Origin of the sequence: Sinomonas sp. G460-2 (assembly GCF_047759905.1) — a bacterium.
Lineage (GTDB): Bacteria > Actinomycetota > Actinomycetes > Actinomycetales > Micrococcaceae > Sinomonas.
Genome location: NZ_JBKZWT010000014.1, coordinates 1 through 23,656, shown reverse-complemented (window position 1 = coordinate 23,656; position 23,656 = coordinate 1). Strand labels below are relative to the sequence as shown.

Annotated in this window: 24 protein-coding genes and 1 pseudogene; 17 read left to right on the top strand and 8 right to left on the bottom strand. The window is 67.7% G+C overall.

Annotated features, from left to right (window positions below; translation table 11 throughout):
* Positions 1-74: 74 nt before the first annotated feature.
* The 3 genes from ACLN58_RS03310 to ACLN58_RS03300 are packed head-to-tail and all read right to left on the bottom strand — an operon-like array spanning position 75 to position 2,995.
* Complete coding sequence (locus ACLN58_RS03310) at positions 75-1,529, bottom strand: Fis family transcriptional regulator (protein ID WP_415853856.1); 1,455 nt, start codon at positions 1,527-1,529, stop codon at positions 75-77.
* Positions 1,522-1,875: a helix-turn-helix domain-containing protein gene (locus ACLN58_RS03305; protein ID WP_415853855.1), complete on the bottom strand. Its 354-nt coding sequence runs from the start codon at positions 1,873-1,875 to the stop codon at positions 1,522-1,524. Before ACLN58_RS03305 ends, ACLN58_RS03310 begins: the two co-directional genes overlap by 8 nt.
* On the bottom strand, positions 1,868-2,995 hold the full coding sequence (locus ACLN58_RS03300; RefSeq protein WP_415853854.1) for a tyrosine-type recombinase/integrase: 1,128 nt from the start codon (positions 2,993-2,995) through the stop codon (positions 1,868-1,870). The genes ACLN58_RS03305 and ACLN58_RS03300 overlap by 8 nt, the downstream gene beginning before the upstream one ends.
* A 475-nt stretch (positions 2,996-3,470) precedes the next feature.
* Between ACLN58_RS03300 and ACLN58_RS03295 the strand changes: the two genes are divergently transcribed.
* The 10 genes from ACLN58_RS03295 (at position 3,471) to ACLN58_RS03250 (ending at position 13,990) form a co-directional block, all read left to right on the top strand.
* Positions 3,471-4,184: an SDR family NAD(P)-dependent oxidoreductase gene (locus ACLN58_RS03295; protein ID WP_415853853.1), complete on the top strand. Its 714-nt coding sequence runs from the start codon at positions 3,471-3,473 to the stop codon at positions 4,182-4,184.
* Positions 4,181-5,236 carry an S-adenosylmethionine:tRNA ribosyltransferase-isomerase gene (locus tag ACLN58_RS03290; protein WP_415853852.1) on the top strand — a complete coding sequence of 352 codons (1,056 nt, stop codon included), beginning with the start codon at positions 4,181-4,183 and terminating at the stop codon, positions 5,234-5,236. The genes ACLN58_RS03295 and ACLN58_RS03290 overlap by 4 nt, the downstream gene beginning before the upstream one ends.
* Before the next feature lie 121 nt (positions 5,237-5,357).
* Complete coding sequence (locus ACLN58_RS03285) at positions 5,358-6,377, top strand: LacI family DNA-binding transcriptional regulator (protein ID WP_415853851.1); 1,020 nt, start codon at positions 5,358-5,360, stop codon at positions 6,375-6,377.
* Between the two features lie 190 nt (positions 6,378-6,567).
* Positions 6,568-8,373, top strand: coding sequence for a beta-glucuronidase (gene uidA / locus ACLN58_RS03280; protein ID WP_415853850.1), 1,806 nt, complete (start codon positions 6,568-6,570; stop codon positions 8,371-8,373).
* A gap of 30 nt (positions 8,374-8,403) precedes the next feature.
* Positions 8,404-9,849: a glucuronide transporter gene (gene uidB, locus ACLN58_RS03275; RefSeq protein WP_415853849.1), complete on the top strand. Its 1,446-nt coding sequence runs from the start codon at positions 8,404-8,406 to the stop codon at positions 9,847-9,849.
* A 41-nt stretch (positions 9,850-9,890) separates the two neighbouring features.
* A complete protein-coding gene (locus ACLN58_RS03270; protein WP_415853848.1) occupies positions 9,891-10,457 on the top strand; it encodes a GNAT family N-acetyltransferase in 567 nt (188 codons plus the stop codon).
* Positions 10,458-10,583: 126 nt separating this feature from the next.
* On the top strand, positions 10,584-12,068 hold the full coding sequence (locus tag ACLN58_RS03265) for an FAD-dependent monooxygenase (RefSeq protein WP_415853847.1): 1,485 nt from the start codon (positions 10,584-10,586) through the stop codon (positions 12,066-12,068).
* A gap of 98 nt (positions 12,069-12,166) precedes the next feature.
* Positions 12,167-12,634, top strand: a complete 468-nt coding sequence (locus ACLN58_RS03260; protein WP_415853846.1) for an NUDIX domain-containing protein — start codon at positions 12,167-12,169, stop codon at positions 12,632-12,634.
* A 95-nt stretch (positions 12,635-12,729) separates the two neighbouring features.
* Positions 12,730-13,326, top strand: a complete 597-nt coding sequence (locus ACLN58_RS03255; RefSeq protein WP_415853845.1) for a TetR/AcrR family transcriptional regulator — start codon at positions 12,730-12,732, stop codon at positions 13,324-13,326.
* A gap of 91 nt (positions 13,327-13,417) precedes the next feature.
* Positions 13,418-13,990, top strand: a complete 573-nt coding sequence (locus ACLN58_RS03250) for a hypothetical protein (RefSeq protein WP_415853844.1) — start codon at positions 13,418-13,420, stop codon at positions 13,988-13,990.
* Here ACLN58_RS03250 and ACLN58_RS03245 read toward each other — a convergent pair.
* The 3 genes from ACLN58_RS03245 to ACLN58_RS03235 form a co-directional block, all read right to left on the bottom strand.
* Positions 13,877-15,103: an RNA polymerase sigma factor gene (locus ACLN58_RS03245; protein ID WP_415853843.1), complete on the bottom strand. Its 1,227-nt coding sequence runs from the start codon at positions 15,101-15,103 to the stop codon at positions 13,877-13,879. The two genes, ACLN58_RS03250 and ACLN58_RS03245, sit on opposite strands and share 114 nt — an antisense overlap.
* Entirely contained in the window at positions 15,096-15,446 is a 351-nt protein-coding gene (locus ACLN58_RS03240; protein ID WP_415853842.1) for a YciI family protein, read from the bottom strand. The genes ACLN58_RS03245 and ACLN58_RS03240 overlap by 8 nt, the downstream gene beginning before the upstream one ends.
* A 103-nt stretch (positions 15,447-15,549) precedes the next feature.
* Positions 15,550-16,029, bottom strand: a complete 480-nt coding sequence (locus ACLN58_RS03235; RefSeq protein WP_415853841.1) for a VOC family protein — start codon at positions 16,027-16,029, stop codon at positions 15,550-15,552.
* Between the two features lie 129 nt (positions 16,030-16,158).
* Here ACLN58_RS03235 and ACLN58_RS03230 point away from each other — a divergent pair, with 129 nt between their 5' ends.
* Both ACLN58_RS03230 and ACLN58_RS03225 read left to right on the top strand, forming a co-directional pair.
* Positions 16,159-16,557 carry a DUF3054 domain-containing protein gene (locus ACLN58_RS03230; RefSeq protein WP_415853840.1) on the top strand — a complete coding sequence of 133 codons (399 nt, stop codon included), beginning with the start codon at positions 16,159-16,161 and terminating at the stop codon, positions 16,555-16,557.
* 53 nt (positions 16,558-16,610) lie between these two features.
* Entirely contained in the window at positions 16,611-16,889 is a 279-nt protein-coding gene (locus ACLN58_RS03225; RefSeq protein ID WP_415853839.1) for an Lrp/AsnC family transcriptional regulator, read from the top strand.
* Between the two features lie 28 nt (positions 16,890-16,917).
* On the opposite strand, the gene trpD is transcribed toward ACLN58_RS03225, so the two are convergent.
* On the bottom strand, positions 16,918-17,976 hold the full coding sequence (gene trpD, locus ACLN58_RS03220; protein ID WP_415853838.1) for an anthranilate phosphoribosyltransferase: 1,059 nt from the start codon (positions 17,974-17,976) through the stop codon (positions 16,918-16,920).
* Positions 17,977-18,122: 146 nt separating this feature from the next.
* Between trpD and ACLN58_RS03215 the strand changes: the two genes are divergently transcribed.
* From ACLN58_RS03215 to ACLN58_RS03200, 4 genes are all read left to right on the top strand, one after another.
* Positions 18,123-18,761, top strand: a complete 639-nt coding sequence (locus tag ACLN58_RS03215) for a cytochrome c oxidase subunit 3 (RefSeq protein ID WP_415853837.1) — start codon at positions 18,123-18,125, stop codon at positions 18,759-18,761.
* A 77-nt stretch (positions 18,762-18,838) separates the two neighbouring features.
* Positions 18,839-19,624 carry a c-type cytochrome gene (locus ACLN58_RS03210; protein WP_415853836.1) on the top strand — a complete coding sequence of 262 codons (786 nt, stop codon included), beginning with the start codon at positions 18,839-18,841 and terminating at the stop codon, positions 19,622-19,624.
* A 91-nt stretch (positions 19,625-19,715) separates the two neighbouring features.
* Positions 19,716-20,771 carry a Rieske 2Fe-2S domain-containing protein gene (locus ACLN58_RS03205; RefSeq protein WP_415853835.1) on the top strand — a complete coding sequence of 352 codons (1,056 nt, stop codon included), beginning with the start codon at positions 19,716-19,718 and terminating at the stop codon, positions 20,769-20,771.
* Entirely contained in the window at positions 20,768-22,441 is a 1,674-nt protein-coding gene (locus ACLN58_RS03200) for a cytochrome b (RefSeq protein ID WP_415853834.1), read from the top strand. Before ACLN58_RS03205 ends, ACLN58_RS03200 begins: the two co-directional genes overlap by 4 nt.
* A 170-nt stretch (positions 22,442-22,611) precedes the next feature.
* Here the strand turns inward: ACLN58_RS03200 and ACLN58_RS03195 are convergent, their stop codons facing one another.
* Positions 22,612-23,052, bottom strand: a complete 441-nt coding sequence (locus tag ACLN58_RS03195; protein WP_415853833.1) for a hypothetical protein — start codon at positions 23,050-23,052, stop codon at positions 22,612-22,614.
* 151 nt (positions 23,053-23,203) lie between these two features.
* Here ACLN58_RS03195 and ACLN58_RS03190 point away from each other — a divergent pair.
* Positions 23,204-23,656, top strand: a pseudogene (locus ACLN58_RS03190) (sensor histidine kinase); the annotation flags it as partial.

Genomic DNA, 23,656 nt, shown 5'->3' with positions numbered 1-23,656 from the left:
CCAGCCAAATGATCCCCGTCACCGGGCGTTGAACGCATCATTGGGGGAGCATCAATGTCCCTCTCCGGCAGCCGCTAGGTCCTTACGGCGGCGACGTATTCGGCGTAGGCCGCGGCGGAGTCGATGGCATGGCGTTCGATGGTGGCGGGGGCGTAGCCGAGTGTCTCGGCGATGATGGGAACGGGTGCGAGCTTGGTGAGTTCGTGGAGGGTCCCGAGTCGGGCGGCGCGTGTGCTGAAGACGGTTCGGAGACGCTGCCTCAGGTGCCCGGGATAGATGTGCCGTCCGGGGGAGGTGCCGCGGAAGACCCAGTTGCTGTTGGGGTGAGCGGCGGTGAGCCCATGGCCGGGTTCCGACGCGAGCTGCCGCCATGGGACATCAAGCGGGTCGGGCAGTGCGATCTCGATGGTTCCGAGCCGGACGGTGACCAGTTCGTCGCTTACCGCCACGTCGTCCCAGGTCAGGGTGGCGACGTCGTCGATCTGCTGGCCGAAAACGATGACCAGGATCGCGGCGGCGCGGTCCCGCGGTGTGAGCTGGTCGGTGTGGACTACTTGCTGGACGGCCTCGTCCTGGGCGGAGGCACTGAGCCTCGGGCTGGTTCCACGCCTGTGCGGGACCATCTTCAGGCCCGAAGGTGCGGCGTTGGTCTTGATGGCCCATTTGAGGAATCGGTCCGCGATCCCGCGGGTCGTCGACCCCTCGGCCTGCCACGCGTCGAGGTCGCCCTGCTGGAGTTCCGCGAGGGCGACTCCTCTGGCGGTGAGCCAGTTCAGGAAGTCGATCGCCACGGTCACGGTCTGCTTGCTCCGCAGGAAGGTGCCGCGGCTGACTTCGTCCATCTGGTTCATCCGGCGCTGGTGATGCCAGCGCACGTATCGCCGGACGAGGTCGCGGTTCGCAGGGTCGTCCACGCGGTCGAGGGCCTGCTTCGCCCATTCCCCGTAGAGGGCGTTGAGTTCGTCGCGGCGGGGGATGACGCCGTGCTCGACGAGCAGGCCCCGGACGTATTCGCGGGTGGGGGAGCTGGGCAGTTCGTCTACGGCGTCGTGGGTGACCGAGGGGACGACCGCGAGCTGGCGGAGGAACGCGGTGACGTGTTCCTGCCGGATCCAGGTCAGGCCGCTGTTGGCCCGCTTCATCGACTTCAGCGCCGCCGCGTGCGGGACGAGCTCGGGCGTGACAGTCCCGCGGGACGGGTCGGCGAGGAGGCTGTCGACAGTGTCTCCGAGGACGCAGCTCCAGCATCGGCCGCCGCTGTGGAGCTCGTCCTCGGCGCCGCACGACTTGCAGTCCACATTCAGGCGGACCCCGGAGCACCCGCGGCAGGCCGGTGCGCCGTCGATCAGGCCGGGCAGGACTCCTTCGTGGCCGCAGGCGCAGGTGCCGCGGATGCGCTTGGCCTGCTGGTAGCAGTAGCCGCAGACCCCGCCGTCGGGCCAGTTGGCGACGGTCTTGTGGTGCTGGTCGCAGCGCGAGCAGGGGACCGGCCAGCGTGCGGGGTCCTCGGCCTTGCGGGGCCTACTCACCCTCGTCGGGCTTCACGAGCCGGACGCGCTTGGCGATCGGGCTGCCAGGCTGGATGCCGAGGTCCTCGCTGCGCTTCGGGGCGTTCGCCGTCTGGGCCGCGCGCATCTCGACGAAGGGCTCGAAGAGGTCGTTCGGGGTGCAGTCGAGGATGTCGCACAGGGCCGCGAAGGTCCGTGCCGGGATGCGGTCGGGGGTGCCGGTGACGAGGCGGTAGACCTGGCTCTCGGAGAGGTTGATCCCGCGGGAGCGGAGCAGGGGCATCAGCTCGGTGGTCTTCCAGAGGTTGCGTTGGGCCATCAGGGCGCGCAGGTTCCAGTGGTAGCCGATCCGGCGTTGTTCAGGCACTGGATTCCTCCTCGGGCTTGGTGATGCGTCGGGCGATCATCTTCTGGATGGTCTTCTGCTTGAAGTCCGACGATACCGAGGTGTAGAGGCCGGTGGTCGAGGCGTAGGCGTGCCCGACCTGGGTCTGGACGAAGGCGGGGTCGTAGCCGGCCTCGATCAGGTGGGTGACGTAGGAGTGGCGCAGGCAGTGCAGGCCGAGCTCCTGGGGCAGGCCGACGGCGTCCCGGGCCTCGGCGAAGGCGTCCCCGAGGCTGCCCACGGCCACACGGTCGGCCCGCTCGCTGGGCCAGAGCGCGGAGGACCGGTCGGCGGTGGCGAAACGCTGGCGCATCCCGCCCGAGGTCCACTCCTTGAGCAGGTCGACGACCCAGTCGAACTCGGGCACGGTCAGCACGGTCCGGCGGCGGGGGCCCGAGCCGGCGGTGCCCTTGGCCCAGCGGACCTGGACGGCGCCGAAGCGCCCGTAGTCGGGCACATGGGGGTTAGGGCCGAAGTCCTCGAGCTCGAGCATGGTCAGCTCCCTGCGCCGCAGGCCGTAGGCGTAGCAGACCTTGAACGCGATCGAGTCCCGCAGCAGGGGCAGCCACCGCTTGGTCCCGGCGGCGTATTCGCGGTCGACGAGGTCGTCCTGGTGGTCGAAGAGCCGCTGCAGCTCCTGGACCGTGAACGCCCGCCGCCCCGCTGGCACGGCGTCGTCCGTGGTGTGCCGGGGCGTGTTCCACTTGAAGCAGATCTGCGTGGGGATGTCGCCGAAGGTGCGTTCGCAGAACTCGCCCCAGCCGTAGGCGGGATGGGTCAGGTAGGCGCAGAACATCGCGACGGCGTTGCTGTACGAGCGCAGCGTTGTCAGGCTGATCGGCTTGTCGCCGGAGCGCAGCTCGGCCAGGAACTCCTCGACGTCCACAGGGCGCCACTGCCACGGGAACTCGCCGGTGAACTCCTGGAACCTGCTCACCACGCCGCAGCGGCCCTTGATCGTCCCCGTGGTCAGCCCCCGAGCCAGCATCTGCGCCCGCCAGCGGTCCAGCATCTCGCTGAAGACGCGCTCGTCGGCCCGGAACAGCCCGACGCCTGGATCGCTGAGCAGCCGCGGCACTGAGCCCGGAACGGCGCTGTCCATTACCACCCCTAAACCATGGAAACATGCATTAGATGCAAGTAACCTACGGCGAGCTGGCCGAACCGGCCAAATCGACCTCGCTCAGGGCAATCCCCGTGGGGCGCTGAATCCGCGGCTGACCTGCGCAAACGCCTGAATCGTCGAGGGACGGGAGTAGTCGCATCAAACGCAACTCCCGTTCTTTAAGCGCCGATAATCTGCATTATGTCAAGTAGAAGTCTGCGCATCTCATCCCAGTGCTGACGTCCGCGTTGCAGCGCTGCGCGTCGAGTTCGTCACTCGGAAGATCAGGAACTACCCGACCGGCCAATACGTCCGAACTTGATATGCAGAGGCATGAGTAGAAGTCTGCACACCTGCTGCTACCCTGTCCGGGCCGCGGGAATAAGGCCACCGGGCCCGGTCTTTGCATAGGCAAGCGGATGGCTGGCGAGAATGCATGGATCGCTGCCTCCAGCCTCGACGAGGTGATTCGATGAGCACAGCGATCGTCACGGGGGCTTCCAAAGGCTTGGGCAAAGCGCTCAGCGAAGGCCTGGCCCAGCGCGGCTGGTCCTTGATCGTCGACGGCCGCGACTCGGCGCTCCTCGAAAGAGCTCGCGGTCGACTCTGGAAGCTCGTCCCGCCCGGCAGCCACGTGCTGGCGATTCCTGGCGACGTGACCGATCCGGATCACCGGCGGGCGCTTGCCGGGGCGGCGCACGCGCTCGGCGGCCTCGACCTGCTGGTGTGCAACGCGGGCGTGCTGGGGCCCAGTCCGCTGCCTTCGCTGGCTGAGTTCTCGCTAACCTCCCTGCGCGAGCTGTTCGAGGTCTATCCAGTAGCCACTCTGGGCCTGATCCAGGAATGCCTCCCGCTGCTTCGAGCCGCAAACGACGGCGGCCGGGTCGCCCTGATCAGCTCTGACGCCGCCGTCGAAGGCTACCCGGGGTGGGGCGGCTACGGCGCTGCCAAGGCCGCTCAGGACCAGCTCGCAAGGGTGCTTGGGGCGGAAGAACCGACGCTGAGCGTGTGGGCGGTCGACCCCGGCGACATGCGCACCGACATGCACCAAGCGGCGTTCCCCGGCGAGGACATCACTGACCGCCCCCTCCCCGAGGCCGTGGTCCCCCGCATGATCGAGCTCTTCGAATCACGTCAGCCGAGTGGCCGGATCCGACTGGCCGACCTTCCGGAACTCCCATCGTGATCGCCACCGAGCCGATCTTGAACTTCACCCTGCCGCGGACGCTGGAGGCCACGGAGCCGCCCGAGGCGCGCGGAAAAGGCCGTGACGACGTGAGGCTCCTCGTGTCTCGGCGCTCCAGCCTGACCATCGAGCATCATCGCTTCACCGATCTGCCCGAACTGCTGCGCCCAGGTGACCTGCTCATTTTCAACCGCTCGGCAACCGTCAACGCCGCGTTGGAAGCGAACGCACTCTCACAACCGGCGATCCTTCACGTCGCCCGCCGGCTCAGCGACTCCGAATGGATCGTGGAGCTCCGTCACGCCGAGCCGAACGGCCTCAGCACAACACCCTGGTTGGACGCCCCTGCCCGCACCAAGATCGCGCTGAGGGGCGGCGGCCAGGCCATGCTGCTGCGGCCCGCGGTCAAGGCCGAGGCGGTCCGGCTGTGGATAGCCGAAGTGGAGCTGGACGAGTCGGCAGAGGAATACCTGGCCCGGTGGGGCCGGCCGATCGTCTACGGCTACATCATGAAATCGAGGCCGCTCAGCGATTACCAGACGATCTTTGCCGACCTGCCCGGAAGTGCCGAGATGCCGTCCGCGGCGCGCCCGTTCACCGCCGAGCTGGTGACCCGCCTGCTCGTCCGGGGTGTTGACTTCGCGCCGATCCTTCTTCACTGCGGAGTCTCATCGCTTGAGGCGCACGAACCTCCGCAGCCCGAGCCTTTCGAGGTGCCGCCCGATACCGCGCGCCGCGTGAACGCCGCTCTCCGGGTCGGCGGGAGGGTTATCGCCGTTGGCACCACTAGCGTGCGCGCCCTCGAAAGCGCTGCAGTCGGTCCGGGGCTCGCGATCCCCGCCTCCGGTGTGACCGACCTGGTCGTTGGGCACAACTACACGCCGCGGGTCACGACCGGCCTCCTCACCGGCTGGCACGAGCCCTTGGCCTCCCATTTGGCAGTGGTCGAAGCCTTCGCCGGGAGGCCCCTCCTCGAGGCGTCCTACGGCGCGGCGTTGGAGGCCGGGTACCTGTGGCACGAGTTCGGCGACAGCCACCTGATCCTGCCGTAAGCACGAGGCCTCACCGATCGAGCTCGCACAGGCGGCCGGCGGCAGGGGTGTCTGCTCATACGTCAGAATGTCAGTACCGATCAATCGCACGTGGAAATCAGGAAGCGAGGGCCGTTCGCCGATGGTCAAGCCCCAGTCGACGATCTACGACATCGCCGCGCTGGTGGGGTTGAACGCATCGACGGTCTCGCGTGCCCTAAGCCGTCCCGATCGGGTCAGCGCCAAGACGCTGCAGCGCGTCGAGGATGCCGCCCGGCAGCTCGACTACCAGGTCAACTCCGCGGCGCGAGCAGTGAAGACCGGCCGCCTTCAGACCATCGGGCTCCTCGTTCCCGATATCACCTACTCGATCTTCCAAGACATTCTGCGTGGTGCCGAGCATGCCGCACGCGACGCGGACTACGTGGTGCTCGTGGGCGAGGAGGTGGGCTCCGCTCAGGCGGAGTGGGACTGGGTGCGTCGGGTGCAGTCCGCGGTCGACGGCGTCATTCTCGCCTCCCCGTGGCTCGAGGACTCGCGCATCCGCGAGGTCGCGGCGACGAAGTCGCTCGTCGTCGTCAACCGGATGCTCGACGGCGTGCCCAGCGTCATGCCAGATGTCGCCTCGGGGGTGGGGGCCGCCGTCGCGCGCGCAGCCGAACTGGGCCACCGCCGCCTGCTCTACCTCGCCGGGCCCGAGGGCGCCTGGATGTCGAAGCACCGCTGGGAGGTCCTCAAGGCCGCATGCGCAGACGCGGGGATCGAAGCCACGTCGACACCAGGTCACTGGCCCACGCGCGAAGGCGGCGCCGCGCTGGTCGACGACGTCCTGGCGAGTGGGTGCTCTCTCGCCGTGGTGTTCAACGACCTAATGGCGATTGGTCTGCTCCAGGAGCTGCAGCACCGCCACGTCCCCGTGCCGGAGCGGCTCAGCATCGTCGGCTTCGACAACATCCGCGGTTCGGACTTCACGTCGCCGCGCCTCGCGACGATCGGCGCGCCGCTGCACGAGCTCGGTGAACGCGCAGTCAAGGTCCTCCTCGAGGGAACCGACGCCGGCCCGGGGCGGTCCAAGGGGGCCGCGAGTGAGCCTGGAGCGCCCTCGTTCGGACTCTCAGCCTCGTTCTACGACAGGGGCTCCCTCGGTCCGGCCGCTGGCTGAACGTTAACCGAGGGGCAGGTCCGCTCCCCTACCGCTCCACCGAGTCGTGACCCTCGCGGCAACCTTTGGCAATCGATTGCCAGCGTGTGAGTCCGTCCCTTAATCTCCAAGAGACAGGCCGCCGATGGCCCGGGGTCCGCGCGGAACTGCAGGCGGGTCCCCGCTCACCGCAACGACGCGAAGGATGCCCTTGCTCAAGCCCCAGAACAGCCCCACTCGCGAACTCGTCAGCCTGGACGGGCTGTACCGGTTCAAGGTCGATGCCGCCGGCTCCGGATTCCGCGAGGGGTGGCAGAACGCCCGCCTCGACGCCGATCTCGAGATGGGCGTCCCCGCCAGCTACAACGACGTCTTCGCGGACAAGGCGATCCGCGACCACGTCGGCTGGGTCTGGTACGAGCGTGAGGTCCGAGTGCCGCGCGGCTGGGCCGGCGAACACGTGTGGCTGCGCTTCGAGTCCGCGACGCATGGGGCGAAGGTCTTCGTCGACGGGGCTCTCGTTGTCGAGCACCAGGGAGGCTACACGCCGTTCGAGGCGGACATTACCGAACACGTCACGGCGGGCGGTTCCTTCCGGCTCAGCGTCGCGGTCAGCAACGAGCTCACACAGGCCACGATCCCGCCGGGCACCGTCACTGAGGCCCCGGACGGGCGCCGGAGGCAGAGCTATCTTCACGACTTCTACAACTACTCGGGCCTCCACCGCAGCGCGTGGCTCTACAGCACCCCTGCCGCCCGAGTCGAGGACATCATCGTGGCGACCGGCTTCGAGGGAACCACTGGCACGGTGGACTACGAGATCGCGGTCTCGGAAGCTGCGCACGGCGCGCCCGTGCGGGTTCGCGTCCTTGATGCCGCAGGCACCGAAGTCGCCACGGGCGACGGCGCCAAGGGCACCTTGGCGATTCCCGCCGTCGTCCTCTGGCGGCCCGGCAAGGGCTACCTCTACAGCCTCGTGGTGGAAGTGCTGTCCGAGGGCGCCGTCCTCGACTCCTACGCCCAGCCGTTCGGCGTCCGGAATGTCGAGGTCAAGGGCACCCAGTTCCTCATCAACGGGGAGCCCTTCTACTTCAAGGGCTTCGGCATGCACGAGGACCACGTCACGATCGGCAAGGGCCACAGCGCCGCGCAGATGGTGAATGACTTCTCGCTCCTGGAATGGGTAGGCGCGAACTCGTTCCGCACCTCTCACTACCCGTACTCGGAGGAGGTCATGGACTATGCGGACCGGCACGGCATCGTCGTCATCGACGAGACCCCGGCCGTGGGCCTCAACGGAGCGTTCGCGAACGTGTTCGGCGACGGCGCGAAGTCCACGTACGGGCCGCATTTCGTCGATGACGAGACGGCGAGCTCCCACCGCCGCGTGATCGAGGAACTCATCGCCCGCGACAAGAACCATCCGTCCGTGGTCCTGTGGTCGATCGCCAACGAGCCCAATTCCTCCGAAGAGGGCGCGCGGGCGTACTTCGAGCCCCTCGCCAAGCTGGCCCGCACGCTTGATCCCACCCGCCCGATCGGCTTCGTGAACGTCATGTTCGACACCCCGGACAAGGACGTCATCACCGACCTCTTCGACGTCATCATGCTCAACCGCTACTACGGCTGGTATCTGCAGACGGGCGATCTCGTAGCCGCCGAGTCCCAACTCGAGAAGGAGCTCAGAGCCTGGGTCGCCAAGCATGGGAAGCCCATGATCATGACCGAGTACGGGGCAGACACGATGCCGGGCCTCCACTCCCTGTACGAGCAGCCGTGGAGCGAGGAGTACCAGTCCGCCTTCCTGGACATGTACCACCGCGTCTTCGACCGGGTCGAGGCCTTGGTCGGAGAGCACGTGTGGAACTTCGCCGACTTCCAGACGTCCGACGGGATCATCCGCGTGGACGGCAACAAGAAGGGTGCCTTCACGCGCGACCGGCGGCCCAAGGCCGCCGCACACAGCCTGCGCCGCCGCTGGACCCAGATCAAAGACAACAAGCCGCAGGCCCGCTGACGGCGCCTGCCCAGAATCAAGGACCTGACAATGACGTCTTCAACAGCACCCCAGACCCCGGGCACAGGCAGCGCTGGCAAGGACCGGCTGCCGCTCACGAGCATCATCGGCTACGGAGCGGGCGACGCCGCCAACAACCTGGCGTTCACCACGACCTCGATGTTCCTGCTCGTCTATTTCACCGACACCGCTGGCATCCCGGCGCTGGCGGCCGGCACCCTTTTCCTCGTGGTTCGGCTCTTCGACGCGTTCTCCGACCTGCTGGCCGGCCGACTCGTGGACCGTACCAACACGAGGCGCTGGGGGAAGTTCAGGCCGTTCATCCTGTTCGGCTCCGCGCCGCTCATGATCCTGACCTTCCTGAACTTCCACATCCCCGAGATCGGTGCGGGCGGGAAGCTCGCCTACGCGTACATTGCCTACGCGGCGCTCGGACTCGCCTATTCGCTCGTCAACATTCCGTACGGCTCGATGGCCTCGGCGATGACGCAACGGCCGAAAGAGCGCGCCAAGCTCGCCTCCGCGCGGACTGTCGGCGCCCTCCTCGTCTCCACGGCCCTGGGCGTCTTCGTCGCTCCCCTGCTCAAGGCGGGTACGAGCCTCCAGCCCATCTTCACCACGCTGACGATCGTCTTCATGGTCATCGGCGTCGCGCTGTACCTCCTCACCTTCTTCACCACCCGCGAGAACGTGGTCCGGGAGGTGCCGAAGGTGTCGTTCAGGCAGAGCATGCAGACCCTCAAGGGCAACAAGCCGCTGCTCATGCTGTGCATCTCTTCGCTGCTCTACCTCTCCGGCCTGCTGTCCCTCTCCACCGTGCAGGTCTACTACTTCCGCGATGCGCTGCACAGCCTCAACTTGGTTCCTGTCCTCTCCATCGTCCAGCTCGTCCTGACGCTCGCGCTCAGCGCGTGGGTCCCCGCGCTCGTGTCGAAATTCGGTAAGCGGTCCATCTACATCGTGTTCGTGGCGGTGGGTGTGGTCGGTGGCCTGCTGGTCATGTTCACCCCCACATCCCTCCCATGGATCGCGTTCCTGGGCTTCGTCATCGCGGTCGGCGGTATGTCCGGCGTGGGCATCGTCGTCTGGGCAGTCGAGGCTGACACGGTCGAATACGGGGAATGGAAGACAGGGGTCCGATCAGAGGGCATCATCTACTCGCTCTTCTCCTTCACCCGCAAGACCGGTCAGGCGATCGGCGGCGCCCTCGCTGGCTATGCCCTCGCCTGGGGCGGCTACGACGGCCACTCTGCGGTGCAGTCCGCGCAGGCGGTGACGGGCATTCAGATCGCCGCCGGACTGATCCCGGCGGTCCTCGGCTCAGCCGCGGGCGCCATCATGTTCTTCTACGAACTGACGGACGCGCGCCACGCCACGATCGTCGAAGAGCTTCGGGCCCGCCATGAACAGGCCGGCGCCGGCCTGGGCTCCGACGCGGAGACGGTCGCGAGGCTCAGCCTGTCGGACGAGGCCTAGGATCCGGCACCGCCGAGCGCCATGTTGGATACCCTGATCGCATGGCGGTAGATGTGCTTCCAGCGTCCGGGCGATGGGAGGACTTCGCCTCGTTCATGGTGCCCCGCAAGCCGGGCGCCGGCGGTTGCGTGTGCATGGCGTATCGGGACGGCCGGCTCGACATGCCCGGTCGCATCGCCCACATGCGGGACGAATGCTCGCGCGAGCCAGGACCGGGAGTGCTCGCCTATGTCGACGGTGAGGTGGCCGGCTGGTGCTCCGTCGCGCCGAAGTCGAGCTACCGGCGCCTCCTGAACTCGCACACCATTCCGCATCTGGACGAGGAGTCCGATCCCTGGGCCATCGTCTGCTTCGTGGTCCGCAGCGGGTACCGCAAGCGAGGATTGATGCACGAGCTGCTTGAGGGCGCGGTGGAGCATGCCCGCTCTTCAGGGGCCGAACTCGTCGAGGGTTACCCCGCCGAAACGACCGGCGAGCATCTCGATGTCGTGAGTGGCTACGTGGGAACCACCGAACTCTTCCGAGCGCACGGCTTCGAAATCATCCAGCCCACCAAGGCCCATTCAGGTGGCGCCCTCCGCTGGCTCATGCGAAGGACGCTGCGCTAGGCGCATTCGTCCGAAAGACTGCAGTACCGTCGGCACCGCTAGGCTTCACAGCACTTCTCCACCTTCAGGTTATCGGGGTGAGGGGGCCTTCCCGCAAGGCCCCCTCGTGGGTCCACAATGCTCGCTGTGAATGGTGACGAGACAGCAGTGGTCATTGTCGGCGCGGGCCCCACTGGGATGATGTTGGCTGGCGAGTTGGCGCTCGCCGGCGTCGATGTCGCAATTGTTGAGCGGCGCGAGGACGAAGAGCGGCAGGGATCGCGTGTGGGCGGGCTTCATGCGCGCACGATCGAGATCATGGACCAACGCGGGATCGCCGATCGATTCCTCTCCGAGGGACAGACCATGCAGATCCAGGGCTTCGCGGGAGTCCGTCTGGACCTGAGCGACTTCCCCACTCGCCACCCGTACGGCCTCGCGCTGGGGCAAGACCGTTCCGAGCGCATTCTGGCGAAGTGGGTTGAAGAGCTCGGGGTGCGGATCGAGCGCGGTTGCGAGGTGCTCGGCTTCACGGCGGACGACGGCGGCGTGGTCGTCGAGCTTTCCGGCGGCCGCTCGCTTCGGGCCGCCTATCTTGTGGGCTGCGACGGAGGGCGCAGCCTGATCCGAAAGAGAGCGGGAATCGATTTTCCCGGTTGGGACCCGTCCGTGAGCTCTCTCATCGCCGAGGTGGAGCTGCGGGACGAGCCCGAATGGGGAGTTCGCCACGACGACAACGGCACCCAGGCCATCGGCCCGATCGACGACGGCAGGCGCGTGCGGATGGTCGTGAGCGAGAAGTATGTGGGCCAGACCCTCACGCCGACGCTCGAGGACGTGAGCCACGCCCTCATTTCCGTCTGGGGCACCGACTTCGGCGTGCACAGCCCAACCTGGATCTCGCGATTCACCGACATGACCCGGCAGGCGGCGTCCTACCGTGAGGGCCGGGTCCTGCTCGCGGGCGACGCCGCGCACATCCACTACCCGGTCGGCGGCCAGGGGCTCAATCTTGGCGTCCAGGATGCAGTCAACCTCGGCTGGAAGCTCGCCCAGGTAGTCAAGGGGACGTCGCCGGAAATCCTGCTCGACACGTATCAGGCCGAGCGCCACCCGGTCGCCGCCCGCGTCCTGCAGAGCACCATGGCACAGACCGCACTCACCCGGAGTGACGCGCGCATCGAGGCGCTACGCGGCTTCCTGAATGAGCTGCTGGGCATGGACGAGCCGCGCAAACGGTTCGCCGCCATGTCGTCGGGGCTCGACATTCGCTACGACATCCGCGACGGCCTCGGCGAGGGCCACCCGCTGCTCGGGCGCCGCATGCCCGATCTCGAGCTGAACACCGCGGAGGGTCGGGTTCACGTGTTCGCCCTGCTCCACAGCGCGCGGCCGGTGTTCGTGGACTTCGGCGGGACCGCGGGCCTCGACATGGCCCCGTGGGCCGATCGCGTCGACGTGGTGGACGCGGTATACCGCGGATGCTGGGAGCTCCCCGTCCTCGGTGAGGTCGCCGCTCCCGAAGGGGTGCTCATCCGACCCGACGGCTACGTCGTTTGGGTTGGGGCTCGCTCGGATCCCGGACTCCCCCACGCGTTGACCGCCTGGTTCGGCGCACCCGCCGCGGCATAGAAGCGCACGGACCAGGCATGGACTGAAGATCCCGAATCGTCAATCAGGGGTTGACGCCCTCGGCCCTCGCTCGCAGCATGCGGCCGTAGCCTAGGTTCATGACCGTTCGCAGCGCGGGCCTCCTCCTCTACCGCTGGACCGACGGCGCCGGTCTCGAGGTCTGGATCGCCCACATGGGAGGGCCCTTCTGGTCGCGCAAGCACCTGCGCGCGTGGTCGATTCCGAAGGGCGAGTACGGCGCGGACGAGGATCCGTTCACCGCCGCCCTGCGGGAGTTCTCCGAGGAGATCGGTTCCGCCCCGCCGGACGCGGACTATCGGTCGCTCGGCGAGTTCCGCCAACCGTCGGGCAAGATCATCGCCGTCTTTGCCGCCGAGGCACACTTCGAGCCGCGCGAGGTCCGGAGCAACACGTTCGAGATGGAATGGCCCAAGGGATCCGGGATCCTGCGCGACTTTCCGGAGATCGACCGCGCCGAATGGGTGGCCGAGCCGGAGGCCCGGGAGTGGCTCGTCTCCGGCCAAGTGCCGATTCTGGATGCCCTCGTTCGGTCCGTCGCCAGCTGACAGGTGGCTCTCCCGCCCGACGGACCAGCCATGGCTTGGACGCTATGTGCAGACAGGGCGTTCTGTCTACAGCGGGTTGCTCCTATCATGGTGCCGTGGAGCCTCAAGCCGTTGAACACAAGCCCGCCGTCGGAGCGCACGAGAGAATCCTCGCCACGTCGTACGAGTTGTTCGCGCGCCGCGGCATCCGCGACGTCGGCGTCGACGAGCTCATCGCTCGTTCCGGCGTCGCCAAGGCGACTTTCTACAAGCACTTCAGGTCCAAGGACGAACTCGCCCTCGCGTACCTCGAGCGATGGTACGACGCGCGGAGCGCGGCCATCGAAGCCGCGGTCGCCCGGCGCGGCGGTGCTGGCGATGCGGCCCTCCTCGCGATCTTCGACGTGTTCAATGAGTGGTTCCAGCAGGGCGCCGCCGAGGTCAGCTCTTTCCTCCACGTCATGATGGAGATGGGGCCGGACCATCCGCTCGGCCGAGCGAGCATCGACTACCTCGCCCGCACGCGAAGCCAGATGGCGGCCCTCGCGAGCGCTGCCGGGCTCCGGAACGCCGAGGACTTCGCCTGGTCGTGCCACATCCTCATCAAGGGCTCGATTGTCGCGGCCGCGGAGGGCGACGCCCACGCAGCCGAGCGTGCTCGCCAGATGGCGTCGCTGCTCATCGACCTCCACCGAGCTCCCGCGTCGGCCTAACAAGATCGCCTCAACAAGATCGCTGCAGGTTCACTCCGGGGGACCAATCTACCCGGCCAATCCTCCCGGGCCGACGCTCCGAATGCCTTCCGTGATCAACGCGAGCAGCCGGTCCCGTCGCCGCTCCGCGGCAGCCGCCCTCACGGCGGGCCCTGCCGCCGTCGTTCTCGGGCTCGCCGCACATATCGCCTCGGGGGGTGCAGCACCGCCCACCGCGGTTGTGCTCGCCCTGATGGCCCTCGTGAGTCTGGGCGCGGCGGCCGCCGCGCGGCTGCCTCTACCGGCGTGGGGCATCGGTCTTGGAAGCGCGCTCGTGCAGCAGATCCTCCATCTCGTGTTCGCGGCGCTCGCAGGGGCCAACGCTCCCCTGTTTCCCGCCGCGGGCCACCATCACGGTGGCTCGCCGGCCCCCTTGCCTGCCAGTGCTCCCGCGGCGAGCGAGACCGACGTTCACCTCCTCGTCGTGGCCCACGTCGCGGCGGCGCTGGTCACGGCGCTCGTCGTCCTGTCGGCGTTGGCTTCCGCCGAACGGCCTGCCGGGGCCAAGGCTTCACACCTGGCCGAGCGCGCGCCGTCGGGCGTCGAGCAGAAGCCGCTCCCCCGCGCTGGGCGCGAGCCGAGCCGCCTCGGTGTACTCATCCGCCGCCTCGTGCACGCGCCCTAGCCGCCGGAGCAGGTCCGCGCGGACCGCGTGGAACACGTGGTATCCACCCAGCTCGAGGCCGTCGACGAGCTCGAGCGCGGCGTCCGGCCCCTCGAACTCGGCGACGGCCACGGCACGGTTCAGGCGCACGATCGGGCCGCTCGACACGTCGAGCAGCAGGTCGTACAGGCGGACGATCCGCCGCCAGTCGGTCGCCTCGGTGGACGGCGCGGTGCTGTGCACCGCCTGGATCGCGGCCTGGAGCTGGTACGGTCCGAGCCGGCCGAGCTGTAGGCATCGCCGAACAATCGCAAGCCCCTCCGCGATGAGCGCTGTGTCCCAGCGGCCGCGGTCTTGTTCGCCGAGCGGCACGAGCACACCGTCGGCCCCGGACCGGGCCTCGCGCCGCGACTCCGAGAGCAGGAGCAGCGCGAGCAAGCCCGCGGGCTCGGGCTCCTCGGGGAGCAGCCGTGAAGTTGTCCTGGCCAAACGAAGCGCCTCGGAGCGGAGCCCTGTCCGCGCGGTCGGGGCGCCGAGCTCGGCGGAGTACCCCTCGTTGTAGATGAGATAGATCGTGGAAAGGACGCCGGCAAGCCGCTCGGGCAGCTCGCCCGCGGACGGCACGCGGTAGGGGATCCCGGCGTCCCGGATCTTCGCCTTGGCGCGGGAGATCCGCTGGCCCATGGTCGCCTCGGGGACCAGGAACGCGGCGGCGATCTGCGCCGTCGTCAGCCCGCCGAGGACGCGGAGCGCGAGGGCGACGCGCGCCGGCATGGCGAGGGCGGGATGGCAGCACGCGAACAGGAGCTTGAGCCGATCGTCGCCGAAGACTTCCGGTTCGGGCTCGGCCTCCGTGCGCAGGAGCGCGGCCTGCGCTTCTTTCTCGCCCCGCGCGGCGTCCCGCCGAAAACGGTCGACGGCGCGGCGCCGCGCCGTTGTGATGATCCACGCGCCGGGCTGCTCGGGCAGGCCTTCGGCGGGCCACCGCTGAAAGGCGGCGGCGAACGCCTCCTGGACGGCCTCCTCGGCGAGCCCCAGATCGTGCGTGGTGCGCAGCACGACGGACACCGCGCGACCGTATTCCTCCCGGAACACGGCCGCAACGGAGTCTGTCGGGGTAGGGGCTTCAGTCACGTCGGGAGGCGAACGGCCTCACCTCGATGGGGAGCCCCGTGATCTCAGCGAGCCGCTTCCCCCACGCGAGAGCCGCGTCGAGGTCCGGAGACTCGATGATGTCGAAGCCGCCGAGGTGTTCCTTGCCCTCGAGGTACGGTCCGTCCGTCACGAGGACATCGCCGCCATTGAGCTTGAGGACCGTTGCCGACGAGGGGTCGAGGAGCCCATTGCCGAAGACCCACGCCCCTGCGGCCTGAAGATCCTCGTTGAACGCCCCGATCTTCTCCATGATGGGCCCGAGGACTTCGGGCGGCGGCACGATGCCGTCAGGCTGATACATGCTGATGAGGTACTGCGTCATGGCTGTTCGCCTCCTGTTTCGGTGGGGCCGTGGTTGGCCCTCACCAACTGGACGATCGGGGATGCCGGTTTTCGACAGTTCGGGCGCGCAACTTTGCGTCAGCTCAGCTGGCGGAGTCCGCTGCGGTCTCGAGGTCCGCTATGACGATCTTGTTCATCTGCAGCATGGCGCCCATGGCGCGCTGAGCGCGGCCGGGGTCCGGATCCTGGAGGAGCTCCGTGAGCCGGGTCGGCACGATCTGCCACGAGAACCCGAAGCGGTCCTTGAGCCAACCGCACTGGCTCTCCTGCCCGCCGTCGGCGGTGAGCGAGTCCCAGTAGTGATCCACCTCGGCCTGATCGGCACAGAACACTTGCATCGACACGGCCTCGGAGAACGTGAACTCGGGGCCGCCGTTGAGCCCGAGGAACGGCTTCCCGTCGAGCTCGAACGAGGCTGTTATGACGGTCCCAGCGGGGCGAGGGCCGGCCTCGCCGTAGTAGTCGACGTTCGTGACCTTCGAGTTGGGGAAGATCGAGACGTAGAAGTTCGCGGCTTCTTCGGCCTGGGTGTCGAACCACAGGCAGGGGACAATGTCCGGCATGGCTTCTCCTCGGTGCGTCGTGATGGGCCTGAACCCTTCGGATTCTTCCGTGGCGCGGCTCCGGGGTGAAGGGCTTGGCCCAGAGATTCGTCGTCAGGGGCGCCCAGTTTCGCCTCGTACGCTTGAACCATGACCACGAATGCCTCTCCGGCGACCACCCGCGCCCGAACGTCAGCCCTCGCTCTCGTGGGGGACGTCGTCGTCGTCCTCGCCTTCGCGGGAACCGGGCGCGAGTTCCACAGTGAAGGCAACCCGATTCTCGGGGTGCTGCTCACGGCGTGGCCGTTCCTTGAGGGGCTCCTCGTCGCGTGGGCGCTTCCGCCGATCCGCCGTCGCCCGCTCCGTGTCTGGCCGGGTGGTGTCGCGGTGTGGCTGGGCACGTACGTGATCGGGATGATTCTGCGTGGAGCGACCGGAGCGGGCCTCGCGGTGCCGTTCCTCATCGTCGCGGCGACCGTGCTCGGTGTTGCGTTCCTCGGCTGGCGCGCCGTGGCCTGGCTGATCCGCCGGGCCGTCCGCCGCGCATAGAGCTGTCCTCCCGCTATAGGGTGGATGCTGCAGCACACACCGATCGGAGGACCATGATCACGGCATTCGTCTTCATCCAGACGGACTCGGACAAGATCCCGGAGGCGGCGGAGAAGATCTCGGCCATCCCCGGCATCAGCGAGGTCTACTCGGTCACGGGCGACTGGGACCTCATCGCGATCGCGCGCGTCCAACACCATGAGGATCTCGCCGACGTCGTCGCCGATCACCTCTCGAAGGTCGAGGGCGTCGTGGAGACGACCACCCACATCGCGTTCCGCGCCTATTCGCGGCACGATCTCGAGGCGGCATTCTCGATCGGCCTCGAGTAGATCGGCCTCGAACAGGTCCTCAGGGCGCTCAGGAGCGGCTGAACTCGACCCACGCCTGCAGCGCCCGCTCAGCCGCGCCTGAATCGATGGCCAGCTCTGCGCGCACCTTCGCTGCGGCGAGTCGCTCGACGAGCGGGCCGTTGGCGGAGGTGTCGTAGGCGACGAGACCGGCGGCGGCATTAAGGACGACGGCGTCGCGCACCGGGCCCTTGTCCCCCGCCAGGACTCTGCGCACCACGCCGGCGTTGTGCTGGGCGTCGCCGCCGCGAAGGTCGGCGAGGCTTGCACGCGGGATGCCGAGGTCCGCGGGGTCGAGGACGGACTCCCGAACCGCTCCCTCGCGTACCTCCCAGACGCGCGACGTCGTCGTCACCGTGAGCTCGTCGAGGCCGTCGTCACCGCGGAAGACGAGTCCCCGGCTCCCCCGGGCGGCAAGGACGCCCGCGATGACCGGCGCCATCCGGACATCGGCCGCGCCGACCGCGGAGGCCTGGACGCGGGCCGGGTTGGTGAGCGGGCCGAGCACGTTGAACGCAGTGGGAATTCCGAGCTCCTTGCGCGGTCCCGAGGCGTGACGGAACGACGGGTGGAAGACCTGGGCAAAGCAGAACGTGATGCCGCACTGCTCCGCCGAGGCGACCACCTCGTCGACGGTCATGTCGAGGCGGACGCCGAGCACCTCCAGGACGTCGGCGGCCCCGGACGACGACGACGCCCCCCGGTTCCCGTGCTTGACCACCTTCGCGCCGGCGCCGGCCAAGATGAGGGCCGCCGTCGTCGAGATGTTGACCGTGTTCTGCATGTCGCCGCCCGTGCCGACGATGTCGAGCTTCTCCCCGGAGACGGAGATGGACGTCGCCCGGCTCACCATGGTCTCGACGAGCCCCGTGAGCTCCTCGACGGTCTCGCCCTTGGCCCTGAGTCCTACCAGGAAGCCCGCGATCTGCGCGTCCGTCGCGTTGCCGCCCATGATCGTGTCCATGGCCCACGCGGTCTGCTCGCGCGTGAGGTGCTCGCCCTTGACGAGCGCTCCGATCAGACTGCGCCAGCTGGGCGACAGGGTAGCTGCGGGTTGCTGAGTGGTCACCCCCTGATGCTATCGATCCCCCTGCCTGCGGGCGAACGGATGACGCCCCGGCCGAGTTCCGCGGAATTTCGAGGGTTTGTAGAAAAACTTCCCCGAAGAGGCGGTTTGCGTTGGGCGAACCCGCCGTTTGTAGACATAATGTCCTTGTGACGACAGCGACTCATGCCCCGACAACCCCGGCACATCCCACGCTGAACCGCCCCAACATGGTCTCTGTGGGGACCGTTGTGTGGCTCTCGAGCGAGCTGATGTTCTTCGCCGGTCTGTTCGCGATGTACTTCTCCCTCCGCGCCGCCTCGCCTGACCTGTGGGGGGCCGAGACCGAGAAGCTGAACTTCCCGTTCGCGCTCGTGAACACGATCGTCCTCGTGGCGAGTTCGTTCACGTGCCAGATGGGTGTGTTCGCCGCGGAGCGTCTCCAGCCGAGACGGGGCGGCGGTGCGTTCGACTTCCTGCGTTGGGGCATGGTCGAGTGGTTCGTGCTCACGTTCCTCATGGGCGCCTTCTTCGTTGCCGGCCAGTCCACCGAGTACACGATGCTCACCGCCGAGCACGTCACGCTCAATGCGAACGCCTACGGGTCCGCGTTCTTCATGACGACCGGCTTCCACGGCCTCCACGTGATCGGCGGCCTCATTGCCTTCCTGTTCATCATCGGGCGGGCGTTCGCAGCGAAGCGCTTCGGCCACTACGAGGCGACCTCTGCCATCGTCACGTCCTATTACTGGCACTTCGTCGACGTCGTGTGGATCGGGCTCTTCCTGGTCATCTACGTCCTCAGGTAGGCACCTGCCAGCGGGGCAGAAGAACTTTTGAGCACGCGCCCTCGGGGCTGCGGAACAGACGGATAGGAACGGATTACGTGAAGGCACTCTCACAGAAGCGGCGGCATCCGCTGGCAGTGGTCGCACTGCTGGTCATGGGCCTCCTCTTGACAGGCGTCCTCTACTCGGTGGCCAGCACTGCAAATCAGGCCAAGGCTGACACCGGCTTCTCCGCCACTGATGTGAGCGAGGGCCAGAAGCTCTTCGTCGCGAACTGCGCGACCTGTCACGGCATGGGCGGCCAGGGTTCCTCATCGGGGCCGTCGCTCGTGGGCGTCGGTGCCGCGGCCGCTGACTTCCAGGTGAGCACGGGCCGCATGCCGATGCAGATGTCGGGCCCGCAGGCCCAGCGCAAGCCGGCGCAGTTCAACGCCGACCAGACCCGCCAGCTCGCGGCCTACGTGGCCTCGCTTGGTGCCGGCCCGTCGCTCCCGGATCAGGCCATGCTGGACGGCAAGGGCGATGCGACGCACGGTGGCGAGCTGTTCCGCGTCAACTGCGCCATGTGCCACAACGCCGCGGCCGCCGGTGGCGCGCTCACACGAGGCAAGTTCGCGCCGGCGCTCGATGGCGTGCCCGCGCAGAACATCTACGAGGCCATGGTCACCGGCCCACAGAACATGCCGGTGTTCAGCGACGCCAACATCTCTCCCGAGGGCAAGCGCGACATCATCACGTTCCTCCAGACCATCCAGAAGCAGGGCTCGCCCGGTGGAGCGGACCTCGGCTCGCTCGGCCCGGTGTCCGAGGGCCTGTTCATCTGGGTCGCGGGCCTCGGCGTGATCATCGCGTTCACCATCTGGCTCACCTCGCGGACGTCCTGACCGGCGAACGCCACGAATTTCGGCCGCCTCGCGGCATTGATCTGAATATCGTCCCCGGGACCGCCGGGGCCAAGGAAGGATGAGGGGAAATATGGGCAACCCTAGTGACGGCGCCCCACAGCAAGGGGGCACCGTAGCTACGGCTGGTCAGGCCGGGGGGCAGTTCGAGGATCCGGGGATCCCGCCGCACCGCCCGCGCCTGGCTGACACCGACCCCAGGGCCGCGAAGCGCGCCGAGCGTCAGGTGACGGCGCTGTTCGTCATCTCCGCGATCGGAACCGTGGTGTTCCTGATCTCGTACTTCGCCATCGAGCTTGGGCACGATTCGAGCATTGAGACCATTCGGAACCAGAACATCCTGCTCGGTCTCAGCACGGCGTTTGCCATGCTGGGCATCGGCACGGGAATCGTCCACTGGGCGAAGGCTCTCATGCCCGATCACGAGGTCTCCGAGGCTCGCCACGCGGTCCGGACCGAGGAGGACCGCGCTGCTGCGGTCCGCATCGTCGACGACATCATCGAGGAGACGGGCATCAAGCGCCGCCCCCTCATCCGCAACACCCTCATTGGTGCGCTCGCCCTCGCCCCGCTGCCGGCCCTCGCGGTCTTCGGCGACCTCGGCCCGAACGCCAACGACAAGCTGCGCCACACGATGTGGGCGCCGAATGCGCAGACGGGCAAGAAGGTCCGCCTGACGCGCGACCCCGACGGCACCCCCATCCGCGCGTCGGATGTGACGATCGGCTCGGCGTTCCACGTCATCCCGGAGGGTCTCAACGACCTCAAGGAAGGCAAGCTCAACGAGAAGGCGAAGGCCGTCGTGCTTCTCATGCGCCTCAACCCCGAGGACCTCAACATCTCCAAGGGTCGCGAGAGCTGGAGCTACAACGGCATCGTCGCGTACTCCAAGATCTGCACGCACGTCGGCTGCCCCGTGGCCCTCTACGAGCAGCAGACCCACCACCTCCTGTGCCCGTGCCACCAGTCGACGTTCGACCTCACGCACGAGTGCCAGGTGATCTTCGGCCCGGCGAGCCGCCCGCTCCCCCAGCTGCCGATCGAAGTCGACCCGGACGGGTACCTCGTCGCGACCTCCGACTTCCACGAACCTGTTGGACCGAGCTACTGGGAGCGTGAGTACTCGTGAGCAACGCAACCCCTACCTACCAGCCGCCGACGAAGGTCGGCCGTATCGCCGACTTCGTCGACCAGCGCACCGGCCTCTCGAGCGTCACCCGGGAGTTCGGACGCAAGATCTTCCCGGACCACTGGTCGTTCATGTTCGGCGAGGTGGCGCTGTACTGCTTCGTCATCCTGCTCCTCTCCGGGACGTTCCTCACGTTCTTCTTCAACCCGTCGATGGCGGAGACGACCTACGACGGCTCGTACGTGCCGCTCCGGGGCATGGACATGTCGGTGGCCTACCAGTCCTCGCTGCACATCTCGTTCGAGATCCGCGGCGGTCTGTTCATGCGCCAGCTGCACCACTGGGCCGCGCTGCTCTTCGTTGCCGCCATGTCCGTGCACATGCTGCGCGTGTTCTTCACGGGCGCCTTCCGCAAGCCGCGTGAGATCAACTGGGTGATCGGTGGCGTGCTGCTCATCCTCGGCATGGCAGAGGGCTTCACGGGCTACTCGCTCCCCGATGACCTCCTCTCGGGCAACGGCCTCCGCATCATCGACGGCGTCATCAAGTCGATCCCCGTGATCGGCACGTGGATCTCGTTCTTCCTGTTCGGCGGCGAGTTCCCAGGCAACGCGATCATCGGCCGACTGTACGTGCTCCACATCTTGCTCATCCCCGCGATGATTCTCGGACTCGTGGCGCTGCACCTCATCTTCGTCGTGGTGCACAAGCACACGCAGTACCCCGGCCCGGGCCGCAACGACCGCAACGTGGTCGGCTACCCGCTCGGGCCGGTGTACGCGGCCAAGGCCGGCGGCTTCTTCTTCATCGTCTTCGGTGTGCTCGCTGCGATTGCCGCCGCGTTCACGATCAACCCGATCTGGAACTACGGCCCGTATGACCCCTCCCCCGTGTCCGCAGGTACGCAGCCCGACTGGTACATCGGTTGGGTCGACGGCGCCTTGCGCCTCATGCCCGGCGTCCTCGGCGCCCTCGGCGGTTACCGCCAGCACTTCGAGTTCGTGGTGTTCGGGCAGCAGACGCTCACGCTCAACGTCCTCCTCCCCGCGCTGGTGCCGGCCGGAATCGTCTTCACGGTCCTGTTCACGTACCCGTGGATTGAGCGCTGGATCACGAAGGACGAGCGCGAGCACCACGTCCTCGACCGCCCGCGCAACGCTCCGACGCGCACCGCGATCGGCATGGCTGGCTTCACGTTCTACTGCGTCATGTGGGCCGCAGCGAGCTCCGACCTCATCGCGACGCACTTCCACGTGGCGCTCAACGACGTGACGTATTGGCTGCGTGCGCTGTTCTTCATCGGCCCGATCATCGCCTTCGTCGTCACGAAGCGCATCGCCCTCGGTCTGCAGCGCAAGGACCGTGAGATCGCGCTGCACGGCCGTGAGACGGGTCGCATCGTGCGTCTCCCCCACGGTGAGTTCATCGAGGTTCACGCACCGCTCGATCCCTACAAGCGCTACCGCCTCGTCACCTTCGATTCGCCGGAGATCCTGCCGGCTCAGCCGAACGCGAAGGGCGTCGTGGACCGCCGGGAGCGCCGCCGGGCGCAGCTCTCCAAGTGGTTCTTCGAGGACCGCGTGGCTCCGGTCACTCAGGCCGAGCTCGAGGCCGCGCACGCACACGGCCATCACGAGGCCATCGAGTCGGCGCCGAGCTCCGGTCACTGATCTCGAGAGACCCCAAGGGCCCTGCAGCACATGCTGCGGGGCCCTTTCTCGTCCTTCGGCGAGAGTGTGGCGTGAGCTGAGACAGCGGTAGTGCCTGTCTGCGTTGATCGAGTGGGGTGGGCGGGCCCGAGGGCAGTTCGAGCTCGGGAAGCACGCAGGAGGTGACGGGGTCAGCGTGACTTGGGGAAGGCGGCGCACACTGCGGAGCCGCGGGTGATGAACGCGATTCGGATGATGGGCAGCATGCAGACGGCCTGCATCACGGCGTACCACGGCGGGCAGACATCCGGCATCAGGTCGACGCCGATGATCGCGATCGGCGTGATGACGGCGAGGGCGCTCACGCGCTCGAAGGCCCGTCGAGATCCCCGAGAAGCGGAGACGGTCATCCCGTAGATCAGCACGGCGACTACAGGCAGCAGGGCTGCCCGGACCCACATGAACGTGTTCACCATATGACCGCTGCTCGACACCACGATGACCGTCAGGAGGGCGACGGCGCTGAGTGCGCCGTAGACCTTGACGTTGTTCTTCGCCGTGTCGAAGGCTTCTTGGGTGCGGGGGCTGTGGAGGAGCGCCGCCGCGGTCGTAGTGTGCTTGTTGGCTTCCATGCTCACCGATGCTAGGAAGAGCCCGGCCCACGCGGCATCCCCCTGGACCCACGGGTGGGTGGGGATAGCCCCACTTCCCGGCTCATCCAGGGGGTAACGGGCCCCGCATGGTGCACAGTGGGAGCACCGAACGGAAAGCGAAGGAAGAATCATGAGACAGCCGGGGTCGTGGCTGGCGCGCGCCAGCGTGGGGTTCGTCCGGGCATGCGTCGTGGCGGTCATCAGCATGCTGGTCCCGGCTGTGTGGGCCGCCGCCGTGGCGCTGGGGATCTGGTGGGGGGCGGGAAACCCGTGGTCGTGGGTTGCGCCGGTCGTGCTGGCGTGCGGGGGCACGGTCGCCCTGTCCCGCCCGGTCTGCCAGATGGTCCGCTTCCTCGTCGCGAGGTGGACGGCCACCGTCATCCCCGCCGGATATCGGCAGGCCGGGCCGGTGACGCGGATGTCCACCGGGTACTGGTGGAACGGCTTCAGCTACGAGCGCACCCGCCGCAACGCCCTCTTGGATCAGAAGTGGCGGGTCCGGTGGACCGACCCCGCCAACTGGCGCGACCTGCGGTTCACGGTGATCGCGCCGCTCACTGCTGGCGTGGTCGCGTCCCTCCCG

What these genes read in the sequence shown, in the direction of transcription:
- ACLN58_RS03300 (WP_415853854.1), bottom strand. Translation starts at nt 2,995, where the DNA reads ATGGACAGCGCCGTTCCGGGCTCAGTGCCGCGGCTGCTCAGCGATCCA.
- ACLN58_RS03295 (WP_415853853.1), top strand. Translation starts at nt 3,471, where the DNA reads ATGAGCACAGCGATCGTCACGGGGGCTTCCAAAGGCTTGGGCAAAGCG.
- ACLN58_RS03285 (WP_415853851.1), top strand. Translation starts at nt 5,358, where the DNA reads ATGGTCAAGCCCCAGTCGACGATCTACGACATCGCCGCGCTGGTGGGG.
- uidB (WP_415853849.1), top strand. Translation starts at nt 8,404, where the DNA reads ATGACGTCTTCAACAGCACCCCAGACCCCGGGCACAGGCAGCGCTGGC.
- ACLN58_RS03270 (WP_415853848.1), top strand. Translation starts at nt 9,891, where the DNA reads ATGGCGGTAGATGTGCTTCCAGCGTCCGGGCGATGGGAGGACTTCGCC.
- ACLN58_RS03260 (WP_415853846.1), top strand. Translation starts at nt 12,167, where the DNA reads ATGACCGTTCGCAGCGCGGGCCTCCTCCTCTACCGCTGGACCGACGGC.
- ACLN58_RS03240 (WP_415853842.1), bottom strand. Translation starts at nt 15,446, where the DNA reads ATGACGCAGTACCTCATCAGCATGTATCAGCCTGACGGCATCGTGCCG.
- ACLN58_RS03235 (WP_415853841.1), bottom strand. Translation starts at nt 16,029, where the DNA reads ATGCCGGACATTGTCCCCTGCCTGTGGTTCGACACCCAGGCCGAAGAA.
- ACLN58_RS03230 (WP_415853840.1), top strand. Translation starts at nt 16,159, where the DNA reads ATGACCACGAATGCCTCTCCGGCGACCACCCGCGCCCGAACGTCAGCC.
- ACLN58_RS03225 (WP_415853839.1), top strand. Translation starts at nt 16,611, where the DNA reads ATGATCACGGCATTCGTCTTCATCCAGACGGACTCGGACAAGATCCCG.
- ACLN58_RS03205 (WP_415853835.1), top strand. Translation starts at nt 19,716, where the DNA reads ATGGGCAACCCTAGTGACGGCGCCCCACAGCAAGGGGGCACCGTAGCT.
- ACLN58_RS03195 (WP_415853833.1), bottom strand. Translation starts at nt 23,052, where the DNA reads ATGGAAGCCAACAAGCACACTACGACCGCGGCGGCGCTCCTCCACAGC.